General features: G+C 61.9%; 20 protein-coding genes. 6 read left to right on the top strand and 14 right to left on the bottom strand.

Features of this window, described 5'->3' with window-relative positions:
* Nucleotides 1–50 precede the first annotated feature (50 nt).
* Nucleotides 51–1292: a cyanate transporter gene (locus ACNAZA_RS09290; protein ID WP_415796285.1), complete on the top strand. Its 1242-nt coding sequence runs from the start codon at nucleotides 51–53 to the stop codon at nucleotides 1290–1292.
* Nucleotides 1293–1362: 70 nt separating this feature from the next.
* Here ACNAZA_RS09290 and ACNAZA_RS09285 read toward each other — a convergent pair whose 3' ends face one another.
* Nucleotides 1363–2520, bottom strand: coding sequence for an AAA family ATPase (locus ACNAZA_RS09285; RefSeq protein ID WP_415796283.1), 1158 nt, complete (start codon nucleotides 2518–2520; stop codon nucleotides 1363–1365).
* Nucleotides 2521–2596: 76 nt separating this feature from the next.
* Nucleotides 2597–3433, bottom strand: coding sequence for an RNA ligase family protein (locus tag ACNAZA_RS09280; protein ID WP_415796282.1), 837 nt, complete (start codon nucleotides 3431–3433; stop codon nucleotides 2597–2599).
* Nucleotides 3434–3977: 544 nt separating this feature from the next.
* Between ACNAZA_RS09280 and ACNAZA_RS09275 the strand changes: the two genes are divergently transcribed.
* The 4 genes from ACNAZA_RS09275 (at nucleotide 3978) to phnE (ending at nucleotide 9619) form a co-directional block, all read left to right on the top strand.
* Nucleotides 3978–5933 carry a choice-of-anchor I family protein gene (locus tag ACNAZA_RS09275; RefSeq protein WP_415796280.1) on the top strand — a complete coding sequence of 652 codons (1956 nt, stop codon included), beginning with the start codon at nucleotides 3978–3980 and terminating at the stop codon, nucleotides 5931–5933.
* A 218-nt stretch (nucleotides 5934–6151) separates the two neighbouring features.
* Complete coding sequence (locus tag ACNAZA_RS09270; protein ID WP_415796279.1) at nucleotides 6152–7051, top strand: putative selenate ABC transporter substrate-binding protein; 900 nt, start codon at nucleotides 6152–6154, stop codon at nucleotides 7049–7051.
* A 133-nt stretch (nucleotides 7052–7184) separates the two neighbouring features.
* The gene (locus tag ACNAZA_RS09265) at nucleotides 7185–8048 is read left to right on the top strand and encodes a phosphonate ABC transporter ATP-binding protein (RefSeq protein WP_415796277.1); all 864 of its coding nucleotides are present in this window, start codon (nucleotides 7185–7187) and stop codon (nucleotides 8046–8048) included.
* Nucleotides 8039–9619: a phosphonate ABC transporter, permease protein PhnE gene (gene phnE, locus ACNAZA_RS09260; RefSeq protein WP_415796275.1), complete on the top strand. Its 1581-nt coding sequence runs from the start codon at nucleotides 8039–8041 to the stop codon at nucleotides 9617–9619. The genes ACNAZA_RS09265 and phnE overlap by 10 nt, the downstream gene beginning before the upstream one ends.
* A 7-nt stretch (nucleotides 9620–9626) precedes the next feature.
* Here the strand turns inward: phnE and ACNAZA_RS09255 are convergent, their stop codons facing one another.
* The 3 genes from ACNAZA_RS09255 to ACNAZA_RS09245 are packed head-to-tail and all read right to left on the bottom strand — an operon-like array spanning nucleotide 9627 to nucleotide 12664.
* Entirely contained in the window at nucleotides 9627–10880 is a 1254-nt protein-coding gene (locus tag ACNAZA_RS09255) for a multidrug effflux MFS transporter (RefSeq protein ID WP_415796273.1), read from the bottom strand.
* A 3-nt stretch (nucleotides 10881–10883) separates the two neighbouring features.
* Entirely contained in the window at nucleotides 10884–12119 is a 1236-nt protein-coding gene (locus tag ACNAZA_RS09250) for an MFS transporter (protein WP_415796271.1), read from the bottom strand.
* A gap of 41 nt (nucleotides 12120–12160) precedes the next feature.
* The gene (locus ACNAZA_RS09245) at nucleotides 12161–12664 is read right to left on the bottom strand and encodes a MarR family winged helix-turn-helix transcriptional regulator (RefSeq protein ID WP_415796269.1); all 504 of its coding nucleotides are present in this window, start codon (nucleotides 12662–12664) and stop codon (nucleotides 12161–12163) included.
* Between the two features lie 189 nt (nucleotides 12665–12853).
* Here ACNAZA_RS09245 and ACNAZA_RS09240 point away from each other — a divergent pair, with 189 nt between their 5' ends.
* Nucleotides 12854–13888, top strand: coding sequence for a patatin-like phospholipase family protein (locus tag ACNAZA_RS09240; protein WP_415796267.1), 1035 nt, complete (start codon nucleotides 12854–12856; stop codon nucleotides 13886–13888).
* 70 nt (nucleotides 13889–13958) lie between these two features.
* Here ACNAZA_RS09240 and ACNAZA_RS09235 read toward each other — a convergent pair whose 3' ends face one another.
* The 9 genes from ACNAZA_RS09235 to ACNAZA_RS09195 form a co-directional block, all read right to left on the bottom strand.
* On the bottom strand, nucleotides 13959–15791 hold the full coding sequence (locus ACNAZA_RS09235) for an acyl-CoA dehydrogenase (RefSeq protein WP_415796265.1): 1833 nt from the start codon (nucleotides 15789–15791) through the stop codon (nucleotides 13959–13961).
* Nucleotides 15792–15938: 147 nt separating this feature from the next.
* Nucleotides 15939–17114: an acetyl-CoA C-acyltransferase gene (locus ACNAZA_RS09230; protein WP_415796264.1), complete on the bottom strand. Its 1176-nt coding sequence runs from the start codon at nucleotides 17112–17114 to the stop codon at nucleotides 15939–15941.
* 74 nt (nucleotides 17115–17188) lie between these two features.
* Entirely contained in the window at nucleotides 17189–19288 is a 2100-nt protein-coding gene (locus ACNAZA_RS09225) for a 3-hydroxyacyl-CoA dehydrogenase NAD-binding domain-containing protein (RefSeq protein ID WP_415796263.1), read from the bottom strand.
* A 228-nt stretch (nucleotides 19289–19516) separates the two neighbouring features.
* Nucleotides 19517–20212, bottom strand: a complete 696-nt coding sequence (locus ACNAZA_RS09220) for an ABC transporter ATP-binding protein (protein ID WP_120967392.1) — start codon at nucleotides 20210–20212, stop codon at nucleotides 19517–19519.
* A 176-nt stretch (nucleotides 20213–20388) separates the two neighbouring features.
* On the bottom strand, nucleotides 20389–21201 hold the full coding sequence (locus ACNAZA_RS09215; protein WP_415796262.1) for an ABC transporter ATP-binding protein: 813 nt from the start codon (nucleotides 21199–21201) through the stop codon (nucleotides 20389–20391).
* A 3-nt stretch (nucleotides 21202–21204) separates the two neighbouring features.
* On the bottom strand, nucleotides 21205–22545 hold the full coding sequence (locus ACNAZA_RS09210) for a branched-chain amino acid ABC transporter permease (RefSeq protein ID WP_415796261.1): 1341 nt from the start codon (nucleotides 22543–22545) through the stop codon (nucleotides 21205–21207).
* A gap of 3 nt (nucleotides 22546–22548) precedes the next feature.
* Nucleotides 22549–23502: a branched-chain amino acid ABC transporter permease gene (locus ACNAZA_RS09205; protein ID WP_415796260.1), complete on the bottom strand. Its 954-nt coding sequence runs from the start codon at nucleotides 23500–23502 to the stop codon at nucleotides 22549–22551.
* Between the two features lie 124 nt (nucleotides 23503–23626).
* Nucleotides 23627–24850 carry a branched-chain amino acid ABC transporter substrate-binding protein gene (locus ACNAZA_RS09200; protein ID WP_415796398.1) on the bottom strand — a complete coding sequence of 408 codons (1224 nt, stop codon included), beginning with the start codon at nucleotides 24848–24850 and terminating at the stop codon, nucleotides 23627–23629.
* Between the two features lie 269 nt (nucleotides 24851–25119).
* Nucleotides 25120–26355 (bottom strand): branched-chain amino acid ABC transporter substrate-binding protein, encoded by a 1236-nt coding sequence (locus ACNAZA_RS09195; protein ID WP_120967387.1) that lies wholly within the window; start codon nucleotides 26353–26355, stop codon nucleotides 25120–25122.
* Nucleotides 26356–26645 lie beyond the last annotated feature (290 nt).

Below are 26645 nucleotides of genomic sequence, written 5' to 3'. Positions count from 1 at the left end.
GTGATCACAAGCCGTGATCACCCAAACCGCAGCCCTGGGCCAGAATTTTCATGACCGCATCGTCTTCACATCCTCAACGCGTCTCGCCACTGCTGTGGCTGACCGTGGTGGTGCTCATCACCATCAATTTGCGCCCGTTTCTCTCGGCTCCAGGCCCACTAGGTCCGGTCATACAGGCCGCCACGGGCATGGATTTGCGCGCTTTCTCCTGGCTCACGCTGCTGCCCATGGTGCTCATGGGGCTGGGCGGCTGGCTTGCGCCTTCGGCCCTGCAGCGCCTCGGCGCACGCCAGGCCATCGTCGGTTCGCTGATTCTGGTTGCTCTGGGCTGCGCACTGCGCATTGCAGGAGCCAACAGCGCGGTGCTAATCGCGACTGCCGGGCTGTGCGGCGCAGGCGTGGCCCTGGTGCAAAGCATCTTGCCGGGCCTGATCAAGCGCCAGTCGCCGCACAACGTGCCATTCATGATGGGCCTGTACTCCGCAGCGCTGATGGGCGGCGGAGCCTTTGGCGCCCAGCTCTCGCCGCTGGCCATTCAATGGGGGTTGAGCTGGCAAGCCTCTTTGGCCATGTGGGCTGTCCCCGTGGCCATTGCCCTGCCGCTGGCCTGGTATGCGCTGAGCCGCATCGGCCTGCCTACGCCCTCCTCCATACCCTCAACCATAGCCTCGGCGAAAAACACCCCGCCGGCCTCCAGCGACACCGCCTGGTTGATGCGCCGCCGCCGCACCTGGCTGCTGGTGCTGAGCTTCGGCCTGATGAATGGCGGCTATGCCTCCACCGTGGCCTGGCTGGCGCCCTTTTATCAAACCCATGGCTGGACGGCCACACAAAGCGGCTCGCTGGTCGCCATCCTCTCTATCGCCCAGGCTGCATCGGCACTGGCCATGCCCGCCCTGGCCGCACGCAGTGCGGATCGCCGCCTCTGGCTGATTCTGGCCTTGCTGCTGCAAGCGGTCGGCTTTGCGCTGATGGCGCTGTGGCCCACGGCCGCTCCCACGCTCAGCATCGTGATTCTGGGCATCGGTCTGGGCGGCTGCTTCTCGCTCTATATGCTGGTAGCGCTAGACCACTTACCCTCGCCCACACAGGCCGGCGCACTCAATTCGCTGATGCAAGGCGGCGGCTTTATTCTGGCGGCTCTCGCGCCCTGGATCGTGGCCCAGTTGCAGCAGCTCAGTGGCAGCTGGACGGTGGGATGGCTTTACCAGGCTGGCGTGGCCGCACTGGTGTGCCTGATGGTCGCGCAGTTCAACCCGAAACACTATGCGCGGGAGATGCGCCAACCCTGACGGCCGCCAGCATTCGCAAAAAAAGGGCCTGGAAATATCCAGGCCCTTTCGGTTTTCGGTCAGCTGTCCATCATTCATTGACCAGCAATTGCAGGCCATGCGCCTCGGTGGGCAGCGGCACCTCCCATTTGTACAACATGCCCAGCAAGGCGGCGTTGCTCAAGCTGGTGTTGCGCTGGCTGTTGCGGGCCAGCAAGGTGGCTTTGGCGGCTTCCACATGCACCAACTCCACCTGCGCGCCATAGGCCAGGCACAGGTCCAGCGACTTGCCGCGCATCTGTTTGGACAGATGCGTGGCGTTCCAGACAAACGCTGCCTTGGCCCGTAGCAGGCTTTTGGCCTTGTCCACGGCACGGTGGGCGGCTGCGCCCTCGTTGTCGCCATGGCGCAGACCCAGCTCAGTGCGCGCGTCGTCAAACGACACCACGGGCAAAGCCCCATGGTGCTGGGCCACCCAGCGGTTCTTGCCCGCTGCAGGCAGGCCGCACATGATGATGACGCGCGAGCCAGGCTCCTCATGCAGCGCATAGTCGGGATGCAACTCGGCCCCACGGAAATAGCGCACCGCCGTCTCTGCCGACGCAAACGCACGCGGCTTGCGCAGGCAGTCCTCCTCCAGCGCCAGCTCTCTGAACAGCTCGATATTGAGCAGCACATTGCCTACATCCGGGCAGATGCGCCCGCGTATATCGGCACGCGCCAACAGCACCAACAGTTGCAGATCGACCTGCCAAGACAGCTCGCGAACGATGAACTCGGGCGAGACACCCCGGCGCGAGTCAGCGAACGCAAAAAACGGCACCTGGTGCACGGCAATCAGACGACAGATGGCCTCACGCTGCGCAACCGGCGCGCCGGCCTCCCACAGCATGAGTCGCGCATCCATCGCGCCTCGGCGCGAATGGCCGGGCTGCGAGATGCGGCCGTCCTCACTGACCTGCGTGGTCGAGCACTTGGCCACATCGTGCAGCAGCGCTGCCAGGAAAACGGTCTCGCGTTCCTCATGGGTGAGCAAGGCATAGTCGGCGTCAGCCAGCAGCTCAGCCACCACCATTTGCGTGTGCGTCCAGACATCGCCTTCGGCGTGAAAGACCGGGTCTTGCGGCGTGGTCTTGGCCCGCTCCAGTTGCGGGAAGGCCTGCAGACAGGCTGCCCAGTCCACATCGGCATGAGCGGAATGCGGCAAGCAATGCGGCACAAGGTCCGCGATCTGTTTCCAGCTCCACATATAAAACTCCTTCCACAGTTCATTGACCATGGTTTTGATATCTTTTTGATAGCTGTTAGCGCTTTATAGACAAGCTCTACCAGCTTTTTTGAATCGTATTGGCGAAAATATCGACGCCGGTGCGCAGACCGTTGGCGACGATGGGCCGCTCGCTGTGGTGTGAACCAGATTCGAGAATCACCTGCACAAAGTCCGCGCGCACAAACTTGTAGCGCTCCACCGTCTGGCCGTTTTCCTCGACCTTGATGTACAGACCTTCGGCCAGATCCGAGGCATCGGTCTGCTGCCAGGCCAGTGGCAAATCCAGCTGCTGGCGCTGCAGCTGCGCCTCGAACACTGCCTTCCAGCCTTGACTGCGTGCCAGCGATGGGGCCAGCAGCGCCAGCAAGTCCTGCACGCGCCTAGGAGCGATGCCGCTATAGAGCACGGGCACCGAGACCACGGGCACAGCGACCAGCAACGCATGACGGCGTGACGTGTCCAGAAACTGCCCGGTTGAACGATCCCAGATATCGAACTCGCAGAACCAGTGCGGCAACGCGTCGTAGTACAGCGAATGTTTGGCATGCAACCACTCGCCGTACATCACATAGCGGTCATCCAGCAGCGCCATCAGCGCGGCCTCGTGCGCCCTGGCCCACTGTTTGTAGGCATTGAACTGGCGCTCGCGCCCGCCCATTTGATCGGCCTGCAGATAGTGGCCACGCGACTGCAACAGCAAGCTGCCATCGCCGCCGAAGCTCAGCGCGGCATTGGCGCCGTCTAGCTTTTCCTCGACCACGATATGCCGACCGGCCAAGGCCTCGTACGCCACGGCATCGGCCTGGTCACCGACTTGCAGGCGCGAACCACGCAGATGCGGTGTGCGCGGGTATTTGAGAATGTCCAGATTGAATAGATGTTGTGAAGTCATGTTGTGCTTTCCAAAGAGGGAATAAGCCATGCGCGAAAGACATGGCAGACAAAGCAACGACAACGGCAGCGCCGCGGTGGGGCGAGAGCAATGGCCTCTGAGCGGCTGGCAAAGAGCGGGTCAGAGCCTCAGGAAGTGGAGTCGCTTGGAATCCGGGTGCAACCCGGATAGAGAACGCCAAGCAAGGGCCGCCCACAGCGACGACGTCGCCCTCCTGGGTGGAGGAAGGCGCAAAGCGCCTCAGGGGGAAGAAAAGGAATCCACGCGCACCGCAGCGCACACGCCTGGGAAATCAGCGTGTGACGTCGTCGTTTAGCAGAAACGAATGCGGCGGGACATGGTGCACCTCGAAAAAGAGAGCGAGTAACGCAGGTGGAGTAAAGGCTGGCGAGTGTAGAGGCTTCTGTCGGCATTTGCCAAGCCTCGATGCACGCACTGTGGCGCGAACCGCACGCTGGCCTTTTCCCTACACGGTGCTGGTTTCACGGTACTGAAACATGGAGTCGATACAAATGCGGGTTTTCATGCACCTGCCACACCCCCAATGACATCTGCAAAAGCCCTGAGCCAGCACCTTCTGATCTCCGTGATTGCCGCCGCCGCGTTGACGGCCTGCGGTGGCGATGACATCCAAGCGACGGCACCCGAGCCCGAAGTCCCGGTGGTCCCTGCGCCAGAGCCAACACCCGAGCCAGAGAAGACCCCGCTATCTCTGTCGCTGGTCAAAATTGGCAGCTACCAGTCCGGCATCTTTTTGCAAAGCGCGGCCGAGATTACGGCCTTCGATCCCGCCACCAAGCGCGGCTTTGTCGTCAACGCCCAAAAGGGTGCGCTCGATGTGCTGGACATGAGCAACCCCGCCGCGCCGCGGCTAGTGGCCAGCCTGGATGCCACCAAGCTCTCGCTGGGCGCAGGTGCCTCCATCAACAGCGTGGCCGTCCAGGGCGGGCTGGTAGCCGCCGCCGTGCAGGCCGCGAACAAGACCGACAAGGGCATGGTGGCACTGTTCAGTGCCGACACGCTCTCGCTGATCGCCGAGGTAGGCGTGGGCGCACTGCCCGATATGCTGACCTTCACTCCCGATGGCAAGACTCTGCTGGTGGCCAATGAAGGCGAGCCCAGCGACGACTACCAGATCGATCCCGAAGGCTCGATCAGCGTGATTGACCTGAACACGCCTGCCAAGCCTGTGGCGCGCGTGGCAGATTTCAAAGCTTTCAACAGCCAGAAGGCCGCGCTGCTGGCCAAGGGCGTGCGCATCTTCGGCCCCACGGCCGACGGCCAGGGCACGGCCAATGTGGCCAATGACCTGGAGCCCGAATACATTGCCGTGGCCCCCGACGGCAAGACCGCCTGGGTGACGCTTCAGGAAAACAATGCGCTGGCCATCGTGGACATTGCCACCGCCACCGTCACCGATGTGGTGGCGCTGGGCTACAAGGACCATGGCGCTACGGGCAACGAGCTGGACTTTGCGGACAGCGATGGCAAGAACCCCGTGATCAACATCAGCGCTGCGCCCAATGTCTACGGCATGTACCAGCCGGACTCGATTGCGGCCTACAAGGCTGCTGACGGCAATACCTATCTGGTCACCGCCAACGAAGGCGATGCGCGCGCCTGGGGCGAAGGAAATGCCGCCTACTTTGGCACCAAGTCGCCTCAGACCGCTGGCGATGTGACCAAGGGCTTTGTGGAAGAGTGGCGCATCAAGCATCTGGTGCACAAAGATGGCTTCTTGCGCCGGGCAGGCGACGATCTGCCGGCCCACCTGGCCCAACTAGGCAATGGGGCCTATCTGAATGCCGCCAACTTCAGCTGGTGCGGTGCCGTCAGCGGCGACCCCAAGACCTGCCGCGATGACGACAAGCTCGGCCGCCTCAAGGTCAGCTGGACCATGGGCTACCAGACCAACCCCGACGGCAGCCCTGTCAAGGACGGTAAGGGCTATCTGACCTACGACAAGCTTTACGCCTATGGCGGACGCTCCATTTCCATCTGGGATGCCAAGGGCAAACAGGTCTGGGACTCTGGCGCGGCGATTGAAAAATTCATCGCCAGCCCCGAGTGCAAGCTGGGTGCCAAGCGCGATATTGCCTGTGCGACCTACTTCAACACCGGCCATGATGCAACCGCCCAACTGGACGCTCGCAGCAGCGCCAAAGGCCCCGAACCCGAAGGCCTGACCGTGGGCAGCATCGGTGACAAAACCTTTGTGTTCGTGGGCCTGGAGCGCATGGGCGGCATTCTGGTGTTTGACATCACCAACCCCAAGGCCCCCAAGCAGATCGACTATCTGAACACCCGCGAGAACTGGGCGACCAGCTTTGACAGCAAGACCGCGCCCAGCGGTGCAGCGCTGGAGGCTCTGGGCGACCTAGGTCCCGAAGGTCTGCACTTCATAGCCGCCGCCAAATCACCCAATGGCAAGCCTTTGCTGATGGTGGGCAACGAGGTCAGCGGCACCACGGCCATCTATCAGCTCGACCTGCAGTACTGACGCACCCCAGGCAGCTCGTCATTACGCCCCGTTGCTACGGGGCTTCTTTTCGGCCGGCTGTAACCGAGCCTCGGGTCGGGGTCTTCGCAAATACGTAACAATCGCCGCCAGCGGTCGGTGTACCGCCTATGGGTTCTCATTCGCCGCAAGCCACCCGCTTGCGACCTGTTAAACCGCCGTGTATCCGGACGGCGGTGGCTTTTTGAACGGAGCACTTAATGAAGCACACTTTCGCTTGCCGCATGGCCGCTCGCCGCACGGCGCTGCGCGGTCTGGCTGTTGCAGCCTTTGCCGCATCTTCTCTGGTGACCATCAGCGCCCATGCCGATACCCCGGCCGTGTTGCGCGTATCGGCCATCCCCGACGAAGCGCCCACCGAGCTGCAGCGCAAGTTCAAGCCTCTGGGCGAGTACCTGTCGCAAGCCACCGGCATGAAAGTGGTGTTCACCCCCGTCTCCGACTACGCCGCCGTGGTCGAGTCGCTGGCCACCAAGAAGCTGGATATGGCCTGGCTGGGCGGCTTTACCTTTGTGCAAGCCAAGATCCGCACCAACGGCACGGCCATCCCTATCGTGCAGCGCGCCGAAGATGCGGTTTTCACCAGCAAGTTCGTAACGGCCGATCCCAACATCAAGACCCTGGCCGACCTCAAGGGCAAGACTTTTGCCTTTGGCGCACCCTCGTCCACCTCGGGCAGCCTGATGCCGCGCTTTTTCCTGCAGCAAGCCAGCCTGAACCCCGAAAAAGACTTCAAGACCGTGGCTTACTCGGGCGCGCATGACGCCACCGTGGCCTTTGTGGCAGCCGGCAAGGCCGATGCCGGCGTGCTCAACACCTCGGTGTGGGACAAGCTGGTGGAATCCAAGAAGGTTGACACCTCCAAGGTGCGCGTGTTCGCCACCACCCCTACCTACTTTGACTACAACTGGACGGTGCGCGGCGATCTGGACCCGGCCATCATCAAGAAGCTGACCGACGCCTTCCTGGCGCTGGACCCAGCCAAGCCCGAACACAAGGCCATCATGGACTTGCAACGCGCCAGCAAGTTCATCGCCACCAAGCCCGAGAACTATGTGGGCATCGAAGCGGCGGCCAAGTCGGCCGGCTTGCTGAAGTAAGCACTCCAGAGCATCACGGCGCGCGATGCCGTGATGCGGCTCTAATTTCTCTCACAAGGCATCTTCATGCCTTTTAGCCCGCTAGCGCTTACCTGATATGCGCCAGCCGCTATCTTTTTCAAAGAACCGTCTCATGAGCTTTCTTCTTGAGGACGCAGGTCTGACCCACGCCAACGGCTTTGTGGCCCTCTCGGGCATCTCCCTGTCTGCCGCGCAAGGCGAAAACATGGCGTTGATCGGCCCTTCGGGCGCAGGCAAGACCTCGCTGCTCAACACCCTAGGCAGCAGCTACCTGCCCACGGCCGGCCGCATGACGGTGCTGCAGCAAACCGTATCCGCCCACACTTCGGCAGCGCAGCTCAAAGCTCTGCGCAGCCGCATTGGCACGGTGCACCAGGCTGCGCCCATACCATTGCGCCAGCGCGTGGTCACCGCCGTGCTGGCGGGCAAGCTGGGCCAGTGGCCGCTGTGGAAAGCCCTGGCCTCGCTGGCCTATCCGCAAGACATTCCCGGCGCGCGCGAGGCCCTGGCCCGCTTGCAGTTGGAAGACAAATTGTTTGCCCGCTGCGATCAGCTCTCGGGCGGGCAGCTGCAGCGTGTGGGCATTGCCCGCGTGCTCTACCAACAACCCGGCCTGATCCTGGCCGACGAGCCGGTGTCCGCACTTGACCCGGCCCTGTCTCTGGCTATCGTGCAATTGCTGGTGCAGGAAGCCGCTGCACGCCAGGCCACGCTGGTGGCCAGTCTGCATGCCGTGGATCTGGCGCTGAGCTGCTTTGAGCGCATTGTCGGCATACGCGACGGCCGCATTGCCTTCGACCTGCCTGCAGCCCAGGTGACGCAGGCACAGCTGCAAGCGCTGTATGCCACGGCTGACGGCCAGACCCAGCCTCTGCCCACCATGCACAACAGCACAGGCGGCGCGGCCCATGCAGCCATCCCGGCAGCCGCTCAAGCCCTGGCGGACTCTGCTGCCTCGGCGATGATATGCCGGTAAACACAGTGTCGGGTTCAAGCGCCCGATTCGCGAAGCGGGACCCCGCCGCACGCGCACGGCTGACCTGGCTGGTGCTGGCCTTGGTCTTGCTGTGGCCCATGCTGCAGACCTCGGGTTTTTCGCTGCAGCCATTTTTCGACGCCAACAACCTCAAGGTGATAGGCAACTTTCTGGCCAGCTTTCTGCCGCCGGAAACCGGTGCCGAGTTCCTGGCTTATCTAGGCCTGGCAACGCTGGAGACCCTGGCCATTGCCACGGCCGGCATGGCGCTGGCCTTGGTGATTGCCGTGCCCATGGCCTATCTGGCTAGCGGTGCGGCACGCGAACGGGTCACCCTCAACCCGGTGGCACGTGGCGTGCTCACCATCTTGCGCGGCATTCCCGAGCTGGTCTGGGCACTGGTATTCGTGCGTGTCTTCGGCCTGGGCCCTGCCGCCGGCGTGCTGGCCCTGGGCCTGACCTATGGCGGCATGCTGGCAAAAGTCTATGCCGAAATTCTGGAATCCACCGACCCCACCCCCGCCAAGGCCTTGCGCGCCAGCGGCGCGGGCCGCCTGCAGGCCCTGCTCTACGGGCTGCTGCCGCAGGCAGCCAAGGAACTGACCTCCTACACCGTCTACCGCTGGGAATGCGCCATCCGCGCTTCGGTGGTCATGGGTTTTGTCGGCGCCGGCGGTCTGGGCCAGCTCATGGATCAGGCCATGAAGATGCTCAACGGCGGCGAAGCCGCCAGCATTCTGCTGGCCTTCATGCTGCTGGTAGCGGCCGCCGATCTGCTCTCGACCTGGCTGCGCAGCGCACTCGATGCGGTGCCCGCCGCGCACGCCCTGCCTTTTGGCTGGCGCAGCACACTATTTTTGATAGCAGCTATCGCAGGACTGTGGGGCAGTCTGCGCCTGCTGGACATGGATTTACCGGCCCTGTTCACCCAGGAAGCGGCTAGCAGCATGGGCGAGTTCGTGCAGGGCTTTTTCCCGCCGGATCTGAGCCAGCCCTGGCTGCTCAAGGTGCTGCAAGGCGTTTGGGAGACGCTGGCCATTTCCATCGTCGGCACCTTGCTGGCGGCCATGGCCGGCCTGCTGCTGGCCTTGCCGCGCTGGCGGGCGCCATGGAATCTGGTGCTCAATGTGCTGTGCTCCGTGCCCGAGCTGGTCTGGGCCACTATCACGGCGCTGGCCGTGGGTCTGGGGCCGTTTGCCGGGGCCCTGGCCCTGGCTTTGCATACCTCGGGCGTGCTGGGGCGGCTGTATGCCGAGGCCTTGCAGAACACGCCCGCCGCCCCGGCCCGCGCGCTACAACTGGCTGGCAGCAACCGCTTGCTGGCGTTTTGCTACGGCACTTTTCCCGGGGCTGCGCCGCAACTGCTGGCCTATACGCTGTATCGCTGGGAGATGAACATCCGCATGGCCGCCATTCTGGGCTTTGTGGGGGCCGGTGGACTGGGCCAGCTGCTGTACTTTGAGCTGTCGCTGTTTCACTATGCCCAGGCCAGCACCGTCATCATTGCCATGCTGGCACTCAGCATGGCCGTGGACTGGAGCAGTGCCTGGCTGCGCCGGGCACTGCGCTGAGCGGGCATCAGACTGGAGAGCGCCGCTGGGCAAAACGGTAGCTCGCCAGCGCCAGCGCCGTGATGGCGATCTGGGTTACGGCGCAGGCCACCGTGGGATCGTCCCCATAGCCCACCAGCTTGGTGCCTATGGCGCCCATGGCCATCTGGCCAAAGCCATAAAAGCCGGCGGCCGAGCCCACCAGCCCCGGCGCCGAGCTCAGCGAGCGCGACAGGGCCGCCGGGCTGGCCAGCCCGGCCCCCATGGTCATGGTGAAGCTGATGAGCACCAAAGCCGTGGCGTTGAGCGCGCCCCATTGATAGACCAGCAGCAACAGCACGGCCATGGAGCAGCTCAGGGCAGCACCCGCATACAGAAAAATCTCGGGTTTGACGCTGCCGGTCAGCCGCCGCGTGATCAGGGTTCCCACGCTGGCCCCCACAATCGTCACCGCAGCAAACCAGCCCACCTGGCTGATGGGGTAGCCCAGTTGCTCATGCACGATATAGGGCACGGTGGCCAGATAAGGGTAGAGCGCCGTGGTCGAGCAGGAGCCGCCCAGCATGAAGCCGACAAAAACGGGATTGCCCAGCAGGCGGCGGTAATCACTGGCGATACCGGCGACCGCCAGCGGGCTGCGCTGTTTGCTGGTCTCGGGCAGCAGCTTGTAGCTGCAGATCACCATGGCGCAGCCCATGCAGACCAGAAACACATAGATGGCGCGCCAGCCAAAATGCTCTGCCAGATAGGAGCCGATGATGGGCGACAAGCCCGGCCCCACCAGGGTCAGCAGATTGAGCAAGGCCAGATCCTTGGTCATGCGGGCCGGCGTGGAAGTATCGCGCACAATCGCCCGCCCCAGCGTGATGCCGGCCGCACCACCCAGGGCCTGCAACAGGCGCGCAGCCAGCAGCCACTCAAGGCTGGGAGCGAACAAGGCCAGCAAACCGGCACCCAGATACAGGCCCAACCCCATCAGCAAGGCAGGTCGGCGCCCCCAGGCATCCGAAATCGGGCCGTAGATCAGCTGGCCCACCGCCAGACCCACCACATACAGCGTGATGGTCTGCTGCATGCTGGCGGGCGAGGCATGCAGGGCGGAACCAGCCACCGGCAAGGCCGGCACGAAAATATGCATGGCCATGGTGCCACTCAGGGTCACCAGCACCAGCAGCCACAAGGGCGCGCGCACCCGGTCTGCAAACGGGGCCGCGCCGACTACAGACTGCGGCAGCGCTTCCAACGAAGAGCGTGCGGCCCTGTCTTTTCCATCCTCATTCATCACTTACTCCTGTGCCATGGCCCGCATGCGCGGATGCCGCGCAAACGCCCATCCCAGCACCGTTCCCAACACCATGACCATCAGGGCAAACAGGGTCACCGCCCAGTCGATGCCCCAATGATCGGCAATCCAGCCCACGGCCATCATGGGCAGCATCGAACCTATCAATCCAATCAGCTGATAGGTGGACAAAAGGCCTGCGCGGTTGTCCGGCCCGGCGATGCGGCTGACCATGGACATGCCCGCCAGCATGGACATGCCATGACCTATGGCCGTCAAGGCCACGCCGGCCACGAAAATCAGGGTGGAGGACGCATGCAGATTGGCGATCAGCAAGGCATTGCTGACCACCAGCGCCAGCATGCCCAGCCGTCCACAGCGGTGCACGCGCATGCGCGACACCAGCATCTGGATGGCCGCCGAGGCCAGCAAGATCACGGCAATCGCCGTGCCGCTGACAAACGGGCCGTGCCAGCTCACCATCTGCTTGAGGAACAGCGGCGCCATGGAGGCATACAAGCCGAAAACGCCAAAGGCCAGAAACGGAAAGCCGCAGGTCAACATGAAAGCGACGGACTCTGCACGCGCCGGCCAGGTCAGGCGCGGCATGCAGTCCTGCCAGCGCAATACACCCTGACCGTGGGCGGCGCGGTGCGCATGCCCGGGCAACTCCAACCTGTAGATGGCCGCCATGCCCACCAGGCCCAGAATCAGCGTGGGAATATAGGCTGTCAGCAAGGGCTGAGGGCTCCACTGGCCCAGCACCCCGCCAATCAGCGGCCCCAGGCCAAAACCGAACACATTGAGAAAACTGGCCAACATGGCCACGCGCTGCGGCGAGGACAGCCCGTCACGGCTGAGCAAGGCGGTAAGCCCCAGCGTGCCGCTGATGGTGATAAGGCTGGAGGACACACCCACCATGAAACGCCCGACAATCAGGCTGCTTTTGTCCCAGGCCAGCATGGACACCAGCGTGCCCAGCAAGCTCAGCGCCAAAAACACCAGCAGCACGCGCTTGAAGCCCACGCGATCGGATAAGTGCCCCAGAAACAGCAGGCTGCACAGGCCGCCCGTCATATACAGCACATAAATGGCCGAGACATCACTGGCCCGCAGCTGCCAAGCCTCCCGGTATAAGGCATATAGCGGGCTGATCAGCGCCGCACCCATCACGCCGACCACCAGTGCAAAGCCCACCCACCAGGCCGGCGGGATGGTCCATAAGCTGGACTTGCTCAATGTGCTTGTCTCTGGCATGAAGTCGGGTTTTATCGAGGTGCTCAGCGGGGCGTGCTGCCGGGTTCGGAATCGTTCATGGCGGCGAAGCGCTTGGCAATTTTTTCCAGCGTGGCGCGGGTCACGGACAGCTCCTCGGGCGTGAGGTCGGCCAGCATCTCGTGCTCTATCTCCAGGCTTTTATCGACGATGCTGGCTGCCGCCGCACGGCCCTGCTCGGTCAACGCAATGCGCTTGGTACGCCGATCCTGCGGGTCGCAGGCCCAGTCCACCAGCTGCATGGCGCGCAGCTGATCGAGCACCCGCACCAGCGAGGAAGTCTCAAGATGCAGCGCCTTGGCCAGCTCTTTTTGCAGCATGGCCTCCTGCTTGGCATACAGCACCACCAAGGGCATGCGGGTCGCGTCGGTCAGCCCCTGATCCTTGAAACTCAAATCCACCTGCCGACGCCACTGGCGATACACCGAGCCGATCAGCCGGCCGAAACGCGAGCGCACCTGAGAGAGATCATGCTGGCCGTCGGCTCTGCCTGCGGATTTAGTTGGCATACAAACTATTGTGCATCAAATCTGTCAAACATGGCACATACCGTCGCTGATCGTTTCAATGAAATTGCACTGAACCCCTTGCCCAAACTACGCTCAAAGCTATCAATAAAGAAGTGAATAGCAATGCTCACAGGGCAGAAACAGCGGCCAGCTATACTTTGCGCCCCATAGACAGCAGGATTTCCTGGCATGCGCTTGAATGTTTTTTTGCGCCCTCTGGTGTGTTTGAGCCTGCTTGGCTTGGCGGCCTGCGGCAGCAATCCACCCAGCCCTTCCGCAGCCGCGCCTGAAGCGACGGCCACCACGGTTTCCGCCCCGCCCATCAAGATCGGCCTGGCCCTGGGCGGCGGTGCGGCCAAGGGCTTTGCCCATATCGGCGTCATCAAGATGCTGGAAGCCAACGGCCTGACGCCTTCGGTGCTGGCCGGCACCAGCGCCGGCAGCGTGGTCGGCGCGCTTTACGCCAGCGGCATGAATGCCTTTGAGCTGCAGGAGAAAGCCGTGGCGCTGGACGAGGCCAAGATTCGCGATCTGCAACTGTCTTCCGGCGGTCTGGTGCTGGGCCAGAAGCTCGAGGACTATGTCAACGAGCAGGTCAACCGCAAGCCGCTGGAACAAATGGCCAAGCCTTTTGTCGTCGTCTCCACCCGGCTGGAAGATGGCGAACGCACCGTGTTTGCACGCGGCAACACCGGGCAGGCCGTGCGCGCCTCCAGCAGCGTTCCCGGCGTGTTCCAGCCCGTGACGATTGGCAAGTACCACTTTGTCGACGGCGGCATCGTCAGCCCCGTGCCGGTGGATGCGGTGCGCAATCTGGGCGCCGATATCGTGATTGCCGTGGATATCTCCAACAAGGCACGCGGCAAGGCGCCCGAGAACATGCTGAGCGCGCTCAACCAGTCGATTGCCATCATGGGCCAGAAGCTGGGCCAGGCCGAGCTGGCCCGGGCCGACATCATCGTTCGGCCCAAGGTGCTCGATATCGGCGCGGCCGACTTCGGCCAGCGTGCCAACGCCATCGTCGAAGGCGAGAAGGCTGCCGCCGCGCTGATGCCGCAGATCCGCGAGCGCATTGCCCAGTTGCAGGCCGAGCGTGCCAAGGCCTTGCTGCTGGCCCAGACCAAGGCCGGCGAAGCCAGGCACCAGGCTTGCCTGAGCCAGCGCAGCAGCATGCAAAAACTGGCCGGCATGGCCGGTCTCAACGACTCCTGCGACAAGCCCTGATCCCCCAGCCTCTCCAAAAAATGGCCCGCATCAGCGGGCCTTTTTCTTGGGGATGCAGAGCGATAAAGGCCTAGAACTCCTCTTCCCGCATCTGGGCACAGGTCATGTCTCTGGATTTGACCACCTGCAGCCAGCCGCCGATCTTGGGCAGCTCGTAGTGGAAGAAATAGCGCATGGCCGCAATACCACCTTTGTGCGCGGCAATGGCCAGCTCCTCATCCTTGTCCAGCAAGGCCAGGGCCACATCCAGCCAGGTCCAGGCCAGCACCATATGGCCAAATGCCTGCATATAGGGCACGGCATTGGCCAGCGCCTCCTGAGGGTTGCCGGTAGCCCAGGCCGATTTGGTGGCCGCGCCCACTTCCGCCAGCGCCTTGGCCAGATGATTGGCATAGGCCGAGAGCTGAGCCCGGCCCATGGCCCGCTCAATGGAGGCATTGATGCGGCCGGCCAGCAGCTGCAGGCCCTTGCCTCCATCCATGACCACCTTGCGCCCCAGCAAGTCCATGGCCTGAATGCCATGCGTGCCCTCGTGAATCATGTTCAGGCGGTTGTCGCGCCAGTACTGCTCCACCGCAAAATCGCGCGTATAGCCATAGCCGCCGTGAATCTGGATCGCCAGGGAATTGGCCTCCAGACAGAACTCGCTGGGCCAGCTCTTGGCCACCGGCGTCAGCACTTCCAGCAGCAGCTTGGCCTGGCCGGCCGCTTCGGGCGAGCCCGTGTACTGCTCGTCCACTAGGCGCGCGCAATACAGGTTCAGCGCCAGCGCCCCTTCGCCATAGGCTTTTTGCGCCAGCAACATGCGCTTGACATCGGCATGCTCGATGATGCGCGACTGGGGCTTGCTCGCATCCTTGCCGCCTTCGCCTATGGGGCGGCCCTGGGGACGATTCTGCGCATATTCCAGGCTGGCGTAATAGCCGGCCAGGCCCAGCATGGAAGCCGCCATGCCAATGGATATACGCGCCTCGTTCATCATGTGGAACATGCACTTGAGGCCTTCGCCGGGCTTTCCCACCAGATAACCAAGGGCGCCAGCGCCGCCGCGCACCGGATACTTGCCCTCGCCAAAATTGAGCAGCGTATTGGTCGTGCCACGCCAGCCCAGCTTGTGATTGAGGCCAGCCAGCGCCACATCGTTGCGCTCACCCGTCAACCTGCCTTCGGTGTCCACCAGCTTCTTGGGCACGATGAACAGCGAGATGCCTTTGACTCCGGGGATGAACTTGCCGTCCGCACCGGGAATCTTGGCCAGCACCAGATGCACGATGTTCTCGGTCAGCTCATGGTCGCCCGAGCTGATCCACATCTTGTTGCCCTTGAGTCGATAGCGCGGCCCCAGAGGATCGTCCTCGAAGCCTTGGCCATCGGCTTCGGCACGGGTGGTGATGTCGGAGAGCGAGGAGCCGGCCTGCGGTTCGGACAGGCACATGGTGCCGGCCCAGCGGCCGTTGAATTCATTGGCGGCAAACACCTGTTTTTGCATCTCGGTGCCGTGCACCAGGATGGCATTCGCGTTGCCGCTGGTCAGCATATTGGAGCCTATGCTGATCGACGCCGCCGCAAAAAAACAGTTGGCCGCCGCCTCCACCGTATAAGGCAGCTGCATGCCGCCTATCTCGTAGTCTTGCGCGGCGCTGAGCATGCCCGATTCGGCAAAGGCCTTGCGTGCCTCATAAGTGCATTCGGGGAGAATGACTTTTTCGCCGTCGAACTGCGGCTCCTGCGTGTCAACCGTACGGTTGAAAGGCGCGTACTTCTCGCGGGCAATGCGCTCGCAGATGTCCATCACCGCATCAAAGGTCTGGCGCGAATGATCGGCAAAACGCGGACGGCTATTGAGCTCTTCGGTCTTGAGCCAGTCATAGAGCAAAAAGTCGATGGTGGAACGCAGACGCATATCAAACCTCTAGTCAAATCTACTCAGATTCAGTAAAAACCGGCTCTAGCGCTTATGGGTATTGCGCATTCAGCTATCAAAACAATGTAAATCATTCAAATAAAAAGCCGCAATCCGGACCGGACTGCGGCTTTCACATCCAGGCGCTTACAGAACTTCGAAGATGCCTGCCGCGCCCATGCCCCCGCCTATGCACATGGTCACGCAGACGCGCTTGGCACCGCGGCGCTTGCCTTCGATCAGCGCATGACCGGTCAGGCGCTGGCCCGAGACACCATAGGGGTGACCCAGGGCGATGGCGCCGCCATTGACATTGAGGCGATCGGCCGGAATGCCCAGATAGTCGCGGCAGTAGATGACCTGCACGGCAAAGGCTTCGTTGAGCTCCCAGAGGTCGATGTCATCCATCTTCAGGCCCAGCTTCTTGAGCACCTTGGGAATGGCATAAATCGGGCCAATGCCCATTTCATCGGGCTCGCAACCGGCCACGGCAAAGCCCAGGAAGCGCCCCAGGGGCTGGAGGCCTTTGCGTGACGCATAGTCTTCGCTGACCACGGTGCAAGCACCGGCGCCGTCGGAGAACTGGCTGGCATTGCCTGCGGTGATCACGCCGCCGGGCAGCGCGCTGCGCAGGCCGCTGATGCCGTCCTTGGTCGTGCCTTCGCGAATGCCTTCATCCTTGCTGGCCAGCACTTCCTTGGTGATCAGGCCGCGCACCTTGTCGGCCACGCCCATCACCGTCTTCATGGGCGCGATTTCGGCATCGAACAGACCGGCAGCCTGGGCGGCCGCCGCCTTTTGTTGACTGGAAGCGCCGTATTCGTCCTGGGCATCGCGGCTGATGTTGTAGCGCTTGGCCACCTGTTCGGCCGTCTGCAGCATGCTCCAGTACACCTCGGGCTTCATGGCCGTCAGCTCGGGATCGAAAGCCATGTGCGGATTCAGATGCGGCTGCACGCAGGAGATGCTCTCCAGACCGCCGGCCACCAGCACATCGTTTTCGCCGGCGATGATGCGCTGGGCGGCCAGCGCAATCGCCTGCAGACCCGAGGAGCAGAAACGGTTGATGGTCAGACCCGAGGTGGTCACAGGCAGGCCGGCGCGCACAGCGATCAGACGCGCCACATTGCCGCCGGTCGTGCCTTCGGGCAGCGACATGCCCATGATCACGTCTTCAACGTCTGCGCCATCAATGCCGGCGCGCTCCACGGCGCTCTTGACGGCATGCGCCCCCATGGTAGGGCCGTAAGTCATATTGAATGCGCCCTTCCAGCTCTTGGTCAGCGGAGTGCGCGCGGTAGAAACAATCACTGCGGATGTCATGGTCTGTCCTTGTGTTCTTGGTATGGCACAAGCCGGGGCGGTTCATGGAGATTGCGGCCCGGCCTCGCTTGAATTCAGCTGAACTGCTTGCCTTCGGCCGCCAGCTTGGCCAGCAGCGGCGCGGGTTGCCAGAACTTGGCGTCATCGTTGGGGTTCTGGGCAAAGCGGCCCATGGCCTGCACCACGTTGAACAGGCCGACTTCACCGGCGTAGTGCATGGGGCCGCCGCGCCACAGCGGAAAGCCATAACCGGTCAAATACACCATGTCGATATCGCCGGACTTGCCCGCAATGCCGTCTTCCAGGATGTGCGCGCCTTCATTGACCAGGGCGAACACCAGGCGCTGCACGATTTCCTCATCGGAGATCTTGCGCGGCGTGATACCCAGGCTCTTGCGATGCTCCTCGATCATCTTGGCCACGACATCCGAAGGAATCGCGTCGCGCTTGCCGGGCACATAGTCATACCAGCCGGCACCCGTCTTCTGGCCGAAGCGACCCAGCTCGCACAATCGGTCTGCGCTGGCGCTGTACTTCATGTCGGGCTGCTCGACATAGCGGCGCTTGCGAATGGCCCAGCCGATATCGTTACCGGCCAGATCGCCCATGCGGAAGGGCCCCATGGCAAAGCCGAACTTCTCGACGGCCTTGTCTACCTGCTGGGGCGTGGCACCTTCGTCCAGCAAAAAGCCGGCCTGGCGCGAATACTGCTCGATCATGCGGTTGCCGATAAAACCATCGCAGACGCCGGACACCACGGCCGTCTTCTTGATCTTCTTAGCCAGCTTCATCACCGTGGCCAGCACATCCTTGGCCGTGGCCTTGCCGCGCACCACCTCCAGCAGCTTCATCACATTGGCAGGGCTGAAGAAGTGCATGCCCACCACGTCCTGTGGGCGCTTGGTGAAGGAGGCAATCTTGTCCACGTCCAGTGTGGAAGTGTTGGAAGCCAGAATGGCGCCGGCCTTGGCCACTTCATCGAGCTGTTTGAACACCTGCTGCTTGACGCCAATTTCCTCGAACACCGCCTCGATGATGAGGTCTGCATCCTTGAGGCCTGCGTAGTCCAGCGTGGTGCTCAAGAGCGCCATGCGCTCCTCGTATTTTTCCTGCTTGAGCTTGCCCTTCTTGACCTGGGCCTCGTAGTTCTTGCGAATCGTGGCCACGCCGCGATCCAGCGCTTCCTGCTTGGTCTCCAGCATGGTGACGGGCAGGCCGGCGTTCAGGAAGTTCATGGCAATGCCGCCGCCCATGGTGCCGGCACCGATCACGCCCACAGTGCGGATATCGCGCACCGGCGTATCGGCAGGTACATCGGCTATTTTTGAGGCGGCGCGCTCGGCCAGGAACAGATGGCGCAGCGAGCGGGACTCGGGCGTCAGCATCAGCTGCATAAAGGCTTCGCGCTCCAGCGCCATGCCGTCATCGAACTTCTTGGTGGTGGCGTACTTCACGGCTTCCACGCAGCGCGCCGGTGCCGGGAAGTTCTTGGACATACCTTGCACCATGGTGGCGGCAAACTCGAAGTAAGCCTCGCCCTGGAGGTGCTTGCAAGGCAGATCGCGCACGCGCGGCAGGGGGCGCACATCGGCCATTTCCAGCGCCAGACCCTTGGCTTCGGCCAGCAGGGCTTCGGGCGAGGATGCCATCTTGTTGAACAGCTTCTGGCCGGGGATGCTGGCCAGCATCTCACTCTTGACGGCTTCGCCGCTGACGATCATGTTCAGCGCCGTTTCCACCCCCAGTGCCCGTGGCAGGCGCTGGGTACCGCCGGCGCCGGGCAGCAGGCCCAGCTTGACTTCGGGCAGTGCCACTGCCGTACCTGCGGCCGCAATGCGGTAGTTGCAGGCCAGCGCCAGCTCCAGGCCGCCGCCCATGCACACGCTGTGAATCGCAGCCACCGTAGGCTTGCTGGACAGATCGAACTGCTGCAGAACGGAAATCAGGTGCGGCTCGCGCAAAGCGTCTTCCTTGCCGAACTCCGTGATGTCTGCGCCGCCGGAGAAGGCCTTACCCGCTCCCGTGATGACGATGGCTTTGACGGCAGCGTCGGCATTGGCCTGGTTGAGCCCAGCCACAATGGCGCGGCGTGTCGACAGGCCCAGGCCGTTGACCGGCGGATTGTTCAAGGTAATGACGGCAATGGCACCGTCCACTTTGTATTCAGCAGTCATGCTGTTGTCCCCTATGCGATAGAAAAGAACGATCGTGCATTTTTTATTTTCCAAGTTTTGCTGCAATGCGCAACTGATGTTTGTCCCGGCAGAGACATCCCCTTGGACTCAAAGACTGACGCACACCCAACCAGAAATACCAGGGCCGCCCCTCAGCAATGACTGCGCCCTCTCCCGCAAAGCAAGAGAGGGCGCAGCGGCACCGCTGAGCAGCGGTGTGCCTTTTTCCTAAACCTCCAGCCACTCCTTGCGCACCTTCTGGTCGGCACGCAGGCTGTCGGGAGTTCCGTCGAACACGATGTGGCCATGGCCCATGACCAGAGCCCGGTCGGAGATGCTCATGGCGATGGTGAGCTTTTGCTCAATCAGCAGCACGGACACGCCGCGCTCCTTGATCTTCTGAAGGTATTCGCCCACCAGCTCCACGATCTTGGGTGCCAGCCCCTCGGTAGGCTCATCGATGATGATCAGGTCCGGATCGCCCATCAGAGTGCGGCACAGCGTGAGCATCTGCTGCTCGCCGCCGGACATCACGCCAGCCTCGGTATGCTGACGCTCCTTGAGGCGCGGGAACATGGCATACATATCGTCAAAACCCCAGCGACTCTGGCGACCCTTGCCTTTTTGCCCCAGCATCAAGTTCTGGTGCACGGTGAGATTGGGAAACACATCCCTGCTTTCCGGCACATAGCCCACGCCCAGATGAGCGACCTCATAGGCTTTCTTGCCGGTCAGGCTCTGGCCTTTCCAGTCCAGCGAGCCCTCCCAGTGCACCAGACCCATGATGGCCTTGGCCGTGGTCGAGCGGCCCGAGCCGTTGCGCCCCAACAAGGCCACGATTTCGCCCGGCTGCACCTCGAAGTCCACTCCGTGCAGCACATGGCTTTTGCCGTAATACGCGTGCAAATTACTGATTTTCAACATCTGATGTCCTCTCAGATTTCAAAAGGAAGGCTGCCACTCAAACTGGCATGGCTCAAGCGAGAGACACCGAGCAAGAGCCGCCTCGCGGCGGGGCCGCCCAGATGAAGGTATCGTCCCCCTCCTGCGCTCAGCGTCAGAGAGGGGGAAGGCGCACAGCGCCTCAGGAGGTGCTTCATCTAATGCGCTCCTGCTTGCTGATCTGCCACCGATGAGCCCAGATAGGCTTCCTGCACACGCGCATTGGCGCGCACGGCTTCCGGCGTGTCAAAGGCGATCACTTCGCCATAGACCACCACGGCAATCTTGTCGGCCAGACCGAAGACCACGCCCATGTCGTGCTCCACCGTCAGCAGGGTCTTGCCTTCGGTCACTTTCTTGATGAGCTGGATGAAGTGGGCGGTTTCGCTATTGCTCATGCCGGCCGTGGGTTCGTCCAGCAAGATCACGCTGGCGCCGCCGCCGATGGTGATGCCGATTTCCAGCGCCCGCTGCTCCGCGTAGGTCAGGTTCACGGCCAGCGTGTCGCGCTTGCGGTGCAGGCCTATCATCTCCATCAGCTCCGTGGCACGCGCGTTGGCATCATGCAGCCTGGACAGAAAGCGCCAGCAGCTGTAGCGGTAGCCCAGGCTCCAGAGCACGCTGCAGCGCAGATTCTCGAACACGCTGAGCTTGGGAAAGATGTTGGTGATCTGAAAGCTGCGCGACAGCCCCATGCGGTTGATCTCGAACGGTTTTTTGCCGTCGATGCGCTGGCCGTGCAGCAGCACCTCGCCGCTGGTGGGCTCAAAGCGCCCGCTGATCAGGTTGAACAGCGTGCTCTTGCCGGCTCCGTTGGGACCGATGATGGCGATGCGTTCACCGGCATTCACCGCCAGTTGCGCACCGCGAATGATTTCCGTCTTGCCAAAGTTCTTGCGCAGATCGCGCAGCTCCAGTGCATAGGGCTGGGCCTGCTGCACTGCCGAAATGTGTTGGGCACTGCTGCTCATGGCTCAAGCCTCCCCTTTCTTGATGGATTCTTCGATCGCTTCCTGAATGCGCTCCCAGCGGCGGTAAGTCATGCGCCTGAAGACCTCCAGCAGGCCCAGACCCACGACAAACACCACGATGGCCACCGTCCAGGTGGCAGCGGCGCTGGTATCGAGCTGCGTGCCCATGAACGGGACATTCGGCCCCAGCGCTGCGTTGAGCTGCATGTGGTAGATCATCTCGATCAAGGCCGCTGCACCGGTGACCATGATCAAGGCCGAGACCAGCACACCCAGATAAGGCATGAGCAGACGCTTGAGATGGCCGAACTTGGCAATCCGCAGATTCATCATGATGAGACTGGCCACGCCGCCGGGCGCATACATCACCATCAGCAGGAACACCAGGCCCAGGTACAGCAGCCAGGCCTTGGTCAGCTCGGACAGCAGCACCGAGGCCAGCACCAGCAGCACCGCACCGATGATGGGGCCGAAGAAGAAGGTGGCGCCGCCCAGGAAGGTGAACAGCAGATAGCCGCCGGAGCGCACCACGCTCACGCTGTCCATGGCCGTGATGATCTCGAAGTTGATGGCCGCCAGACCACCGCCGATACCGGCGAAAAAGCCGGCAATGATGAAAGCGAAATAGCGCACGCGCTGCGTGTTGTAGCCCACGAACTCCACCCGTTCGGGGTTGTCGCGAACGGCGTTGAGCATGCGTCCCAGAGGCGTGCCCGTAAAGGCAAACATGGCCACCGTGCACACAAAGCAATACACGGCTATCAGGTAGTACACCTGCAGACCGGAGCCGAAATCCAGTCCGAAGAACTTGCTGTAGACACGGTCCGTGGTGATGCCGCCCTCGCCACCGAAGAACTCGGGGAACATCAGCGCCATGGAGGCCACCAGCTCACCCAGGCCCATGGTGATCATGGCAAAGGTGGTGCCGGATTTTTTGGTGGTCACATAGCCGAACAAGGCGGCAAAGAACATACCTCCCAGCCCGCCGATGATGGGAATCAGCACCAGCGGAATCGGCCATTCGCCGCCACCGGCCTTGTTCATGGCATGAATGGCGATGAAGGAACCCAGGCCGGTATACACGGCATGGCCAAAGCTCAGCATGCCGCCCTGCCCCAGCAGGATGTTGTAGGACAGGCAGATGATGATCAGATAGCCGATCTGGCTGAGCATGGTCAGCGCCAGCGAGCTGGTGAACACCATGGGCGCCACGATCAGCGCCAGCGCAAACAGGCTCCAGATCACGATGCGCCCCATGTTCAGGGGCTTGTAGCGGTAATGCGCCTGATCCTGGCTGCTCGCTGCGATGGAAGAATTCATGGTCGGTTTGACAATCGAAGACATGGCTCAATCCCCCCGTGTACCAAGCAGGCCCTTGGGGCGGAAGATGAGGATCAGCACCAGGAACAGGTAGGGCAGGATGGGTGCAACCTGCGAGATGGTGAGCTTGAGCACCGGCCAGCCAAACGTGGACTCGTTGACCGCATGACCCAGGGAATTGAGCGCACTGGCCAGCGACCAGTCAATGGCCACGGCAAAGGTCTGCACCACGCCGATCAGCAGCGAGGCCACAAAAGCGCCCGCCAGCGAGCCCATGCCGCCCACCACCACCACCACGAAGATGATGGAGCCCACGGACGCCGCCATGGCCGGCTCCGTCACATAGGTGTTGCCGCCGATCACGCCCGCCAGGCCGGCCAGAGCGCAGCCGCCGCCAAACACCAGCATGAACACGCGCGGCACGTTGTGGCCCAGCGCTTCCACCATCTCGGGGTTCTTGAGTGCGGCCTGAATCACCAGCCCGATGCGGGTGCGGGTCAGCAGCAGCCACACCGCCACCAGCATCAGCAGCGCCACCAGCATCACAAAGGAGCGCGACTTGGGGAACTGCGTGCCGTACAGCGTGAACAGCGGGCCTTGCAGCGCAGGCGGCAGGGCATAAGGCACGGTGCCGCGCCCCCAGACCAGCTGCACCACTTCCAAAATCAGATAGGACAGGCCGAAGGTGACCAGCAGCTCCGGCACATGGCCGAACTTGTGCACCCGGCGCAGGCTGTAGCGCTCGAACAGCGCACCCAGCACGCCCACCAGCAGCGGTGCCAGCAGCAGCGACGGCCAAAAGCCGATGATGCCGCTGAGCGTGTAGGCGAAGTAGGCTCCCAGCATGTAAAAACTGGTGTGGGCGAAGTTGAGCACGCCCATCATGCTGAAGATCAACGTCAGACCCGAGCTGAGCATGAACAGCAGCAGCCCGTAACTCACGCCGTTGAGCAGTGATATGGTGAAAAATTCCAGCGTCATCGAGTTGCCTTGCTCTCTAATGCGTATGAAGTGAATTTGGAGGGTTGCCGCGCCCGGGTGTTGTATGGCGTTATCGGTCTGGCAACATGAAACAGGCCTGGAGCGGCCTCAAGGAAAAACGCCATCAGGACGGGCGCTTCATCTGGCAGCTGGTCGGGGTGCTGGCCACATAGGGCTCGTAGTACTTCACCGGCGCAAAGGTATAGCCGGTGTTCTCGGCGTCATACGGGAACTTGCCGCCCGCCTTCTGCCACTTGTTGATGTACAGGCCTTGCTGCAACTGATGGTCGGACTTGCGCATTTCCACCTCGCCGTTGAAGCTCTTGAGCTTCATGCCTTCCAGCGCAGCTGCCACCTTGACGGGGTCGGTGGAGCCGGTCTTCACGAAAGCGGCATCGAGCAAGGCGAACACGTGGTAGATGGAGCTTTGCGTCAGGTCGTCGTTGAACTTTTTCTTGAACTCGTTCATGGAGGCCTGAATCGGCGCTCCCATGTTGTAGTGGCCGTAGCCCACCACGTAGACCTTGCCGTCGGACGCCGCACCCATGGCCGTGGGAGCACCGGCGCCAAAAGCGTAATAGGTATAGAACTTGACGTTGTTCAGGCCTGCATCATTGGCGGCCTTGAGCAGCAGCGACAGATCCGAGCCCCAGTTGCCGGTGATCACCGTGTCGGCGCCGGACTGCTTGATCTTGGCGATGTAGGGTGCGAAGTCGCGAACCTGGGCCAGCGGCGAGAAGTCGTCGCCCACGATTTGCACATCGGGGCGCTTTTTCTTGAGCAAGTCCTTGGCGTACTTGGAAACCTGCTGGCCGTGGCCGTAGTTCTGGTTGATCAGATAGACCTTCTTGACATCGGCCTCGTCCTTCATGAAGGTGGTCAGTGCCTCCATCTTCATGGAGGTATCGGCATCCAGCCGGAAATGCCAGTAGCTGCACTTGCTATTGGTCAGATCCGGGTCCACCGCCGCGTAATTCATGAAGAGCATTTCCTTGCCCTTGTTGCGGTTGTTATGCTTTTCCAGCGCATCCATGATGGCCAGCGCCGGACCCGAGCCGTTGCCCTGAGCCACATAGCGCGCCCCCTGATCCATGGCCGAGCGTAGCGCGGCCGTGGTTTCCTGCGGGCTGAGCTTGTTGTCCAGCGCAATGATTTCAAACTTCACGCCAGAGCTGTTCTTGCGATTGAAATCCTCGGCCAGCAATTGAAAGGTCTTGAGCTGATTCGTACCCACCGCGGCCATCAGACCCGAGAGCGGGTCGATCCAGCCGATCTTCACCACCTCGCCTTTCTGAGCCCAGGCCGCGCCGGCACAGACGGTCATGGTGGCTACGGCGAGCGTACGCATCATCAAATTCATCACTTGTCCCCTTTCAAAGGCTTTGGTCTTGGCACTGACTTCAATCTAACGTCAAGCCGACAATTCGCCGCTGGGGTATGCCTTAGAAACTATCGCGCAAGTGACTAGAAAGCAGTCACCGGACACTTAGGCGACACAAGCGCACAACTTCATCGCACTTGCCGGCAAAAGTTCCAGGTTTAAACACAAATACGCAAAGCACCGGGTACAAAAAAAGGGGGCTTGCGCCCCCAAAGAGAAAAACGATGCCCCCGCCCTCAGGAGGGGCGCTTCATCTGGCAGCTGGTGGGCGTGCTGGCCACATAGGGCTCGAAATACTTCACAGGGACAAAGGTATAGCCCGTGTTCTCAGAATCCGTGGGGTATTTGCCGCCGGCTTTCTCCCAGCGGGATATGTACAGGCCTTGCTGCAGCTGGTGGTCGCTCTTGCGCATTTCCACGTCGCCGTTGTAGTTCTGGAACTTCATGCCCTCCATGGTCGCAGCCACCTTCACCGGATCGGTGCTCTTGGCCTTGGCAAAGGCCTGATCGAGCATGTTCAACCCGGTATAGACGGTGCCGGTATACATGTCCTCGTTGACCTTGGCCTTGAAGCCCTTGACGATCTTGTCCATCACGCCCGGCATGTTCAGGTGGCCGTAGCCGACCATATAAACCTTGCCGGCTGCCGCTGCGCCCATGGCCGTGGGCGCGCCCGTGGCAATGGCGTAGTAGGTGTAGAACTTGACGTTGTTCAGGCCGGCATCGTTGGCGGCCTTGATGAGCAGGGCCAGGTCCGAGCCCCAGTTGCCGGTGATCACCGTGTCGGCGCCGGACTGCTTGATCTTGGCGACATAGGGTGCAAAGTCACGCACCTGGGCCAGGGGCGAGAAGTCATCGCCCACGATTTCCACATCGGGGCGCTTTTTCTTGAGCATGTCCTTGGCGTACTTGGATACCTGCTGACCGTGCGCGTAGTTCTGGTTGATCAGATAGACCTTCTTGATCTCGGGCATGTCCTTCATGTACGTGGTCAGCGCTTCCATCTTCATGGAGGTGTCGGCATCCAGGCGGAAATGCCAGTAGCTGCACTTGCTATTGGTAAGGTCGGGGTCCACCGCCGCGTAATTGAGGTAGACCACTTCCTTGCCCTTGTTGCGGGCGTTGTGCTTTTCCAGCGCATCCATGATGGCCAGCGCCGGGCCGGAGCCATTGCCCTGGAACACATAACGCGCGCCCTGATCCATGGCCGAGCGCAGAGCCGCCGTGGTTTCCTGGGGGCTGAGCTTGTTGTCTATGCCGATGATCTCGAACTTCACGCCCGAAGCACTGTTTTTGTTGATTTCCTCAGCGGCGTACTGCAAGCTTTTGAGCTGATTGGAACCCAGCGCGGCCATCAGACCGGACAGCGGGTCCAGCCAGGCCACTTTGATGGTCTCACCCTTTTGGGCCATGGCCGATCCGGCGCACGCCAGGATCACCGATGCCGCCACAGCCTTGATTGCAAACTTCATGAAGCGCCTCCGTTGGTGGTTTTCGAGCGAGGCTCAGACTAAAGGCCAATCCCGGATTCACCGATCGGTGAATGCCCTAGCGGCAATCACCTTGGCGACTTCACAGACAGAAAATGCAATGCTATCAAAACAGAAGCTGCATGCAATTATCGGATATAGACGACAGGCCTGTTTCATTTAAAAACAAGCGCATTGCCATGCGCTGAGCCCACGCAGCGGCAACGAGCGATTAGGGCAGCTCAAAGCGCGCCAAACATCTGCGCGCAGCGCAAAAAAACGGCCACCACCGC

Source organism: Comamonas aquatilis (assembly GCF_965139575.1).
Taxonomy (GTDB): domain Bacteria; phylum Pseudomonadota; class Gammaproteobacteria; order Burkholderiales; family Burkholderiaceae_C; genus Comamonas; species Comamonas aquatilis.
Note: the sequence above shows the minus strand (reverse complement) of the source record. Positions and strands in the feature narration are given on the sequence as shown.

Coding starts and splice junctions, on each gene's coding strand:
- ACNAZA_RS09290 (WP_415796285.1), top strand. CDS start 51: ATGACCGCATCGTCTTCACATCCTCAACGCGTCTCGCCACTGCTGTGG.
- ACNAZA_RS09285 (WP_415796283.1), bottom strand. CDS start 2,520: ATGTGGAGCTGGAAACAGATCGCGGACCTTGTGCCGCATTGCTTGCCG.
- ACNAZA_RS09280 (WP_415796282.1), bottom strand. CDS start 3,433: ATGACTTCACAACATCTATTCAATCTGGACATTCTCAAATACCCGCGC.
- ACNAZA_RS09275 (WP_415796280.1), top strand. CDS start 3,978: ATGACATCTGCAAAAGCCCTGAGCCAGCACCTTCTGATCTCCGTGATT.
- ACNAZA_RS09270 (WP_415796279.1), top strand. CDS start 6,152: ATGAAGCACACTTTCGCTTGCCGCATGGCCGCTCGCCGCACGGCGCTG.
- ACNAZA_RS09265 (WP_415796277.1), top strand. CDS start 7,185: ATGAGCTTTCTTCTTGAGGACGCAGGTCTGACCCACGCCAACGGCTTT.
- phnE (WP_415796275.1), top strand. CDS start 8,039: ATGCCGGTAAACACAGTGTCGGGTTCAAGCGCCCGATTCGCGAAGCGG.
- ACNAZA_RS09255 (WP_415796273.1), bottom strand. CDS start 10,880: ATGAATGAGGATGGAAAAGACAGGGCCGCACGCTCTTCGTTGGAAGCG.
- ACNAZA_RS09245 (WP_415796269.1), bottom strand. CDS start 12,664: ATGCCAACTAAATCCGCAGGCAGAGCCGACGGCCAGCATGATCTCTCT.
- ACNAZA_RS09240 (WP_415796267.1), top strand. CDS start 12,854: ATGCGCTTGAATGTTTTTTTGCGCCCTCTGGTGTGTTTGAGCCTGCTT.
- ACNAZA_RS09235 (WP_415796265.1), bottom strand. CDS start 15,791: ATGCGTCTGCGTTCCACCATCGACTTTTTGCTCTATGACTGGCTCAAG.
- ACNAZA_RS09230 (WP_415796264.1), bottom strand. CDS start 17,114: ATGACATCCGCAGTGATTGTTTCTACCGCGCGCACTCCGCTGACCAAG.
- ACNAZA_RS09225 (WP_415796263.1), bottom strand. CDS start 19,288: ATGACTGCTGAATACAAAGTGGACGGTGCCATTGCCGTCATTACCTTG.
- ACNAZA_RS09220 (WP_120967392.1), bottom strand. CDS start 20,212: ATGTTGAAAATCAGTAATTTGCACGCGTATTACGGCAAAAGCCATGTG.
- ACNAZA_RS09215 (WP_415796262.1), bottom strand. CDS start 21,201: ATGAGCAGCAGTGCCCAACACATTTCGGCAGTGCAGCAGGCCCAGCCC.
- ACNAZA_RS09210 (WP_415796261.1), bottom strand. CDS start 22,545: ATGTCTTCGATTGTCAAACCGACCATGAATTCTTCCATCGCAGCGAGC.
- ACNAZA_RS09205 (WP_415796260.1), bottom strand. CDS start 23,502: ATGACGCTGGAATTTTTCACCATATCACTGCTCAACGGCGTGAGTTAC.
- ACNAZA_RS09200 (WP_415796398.1), bottom strand. CDS start 24,850: ATGCGTACGCTCGCCGTAGCCACCATGACCGTCTGTGCCGGCGCGGCC.
- ACNAZA_RS09195 (WP_120967387.1), bottom strand. CDS start 26,355: ATGAAGTTTGCAATCAAGGCTGTGGCGGCATCGGTGATCCTGGCGTGC.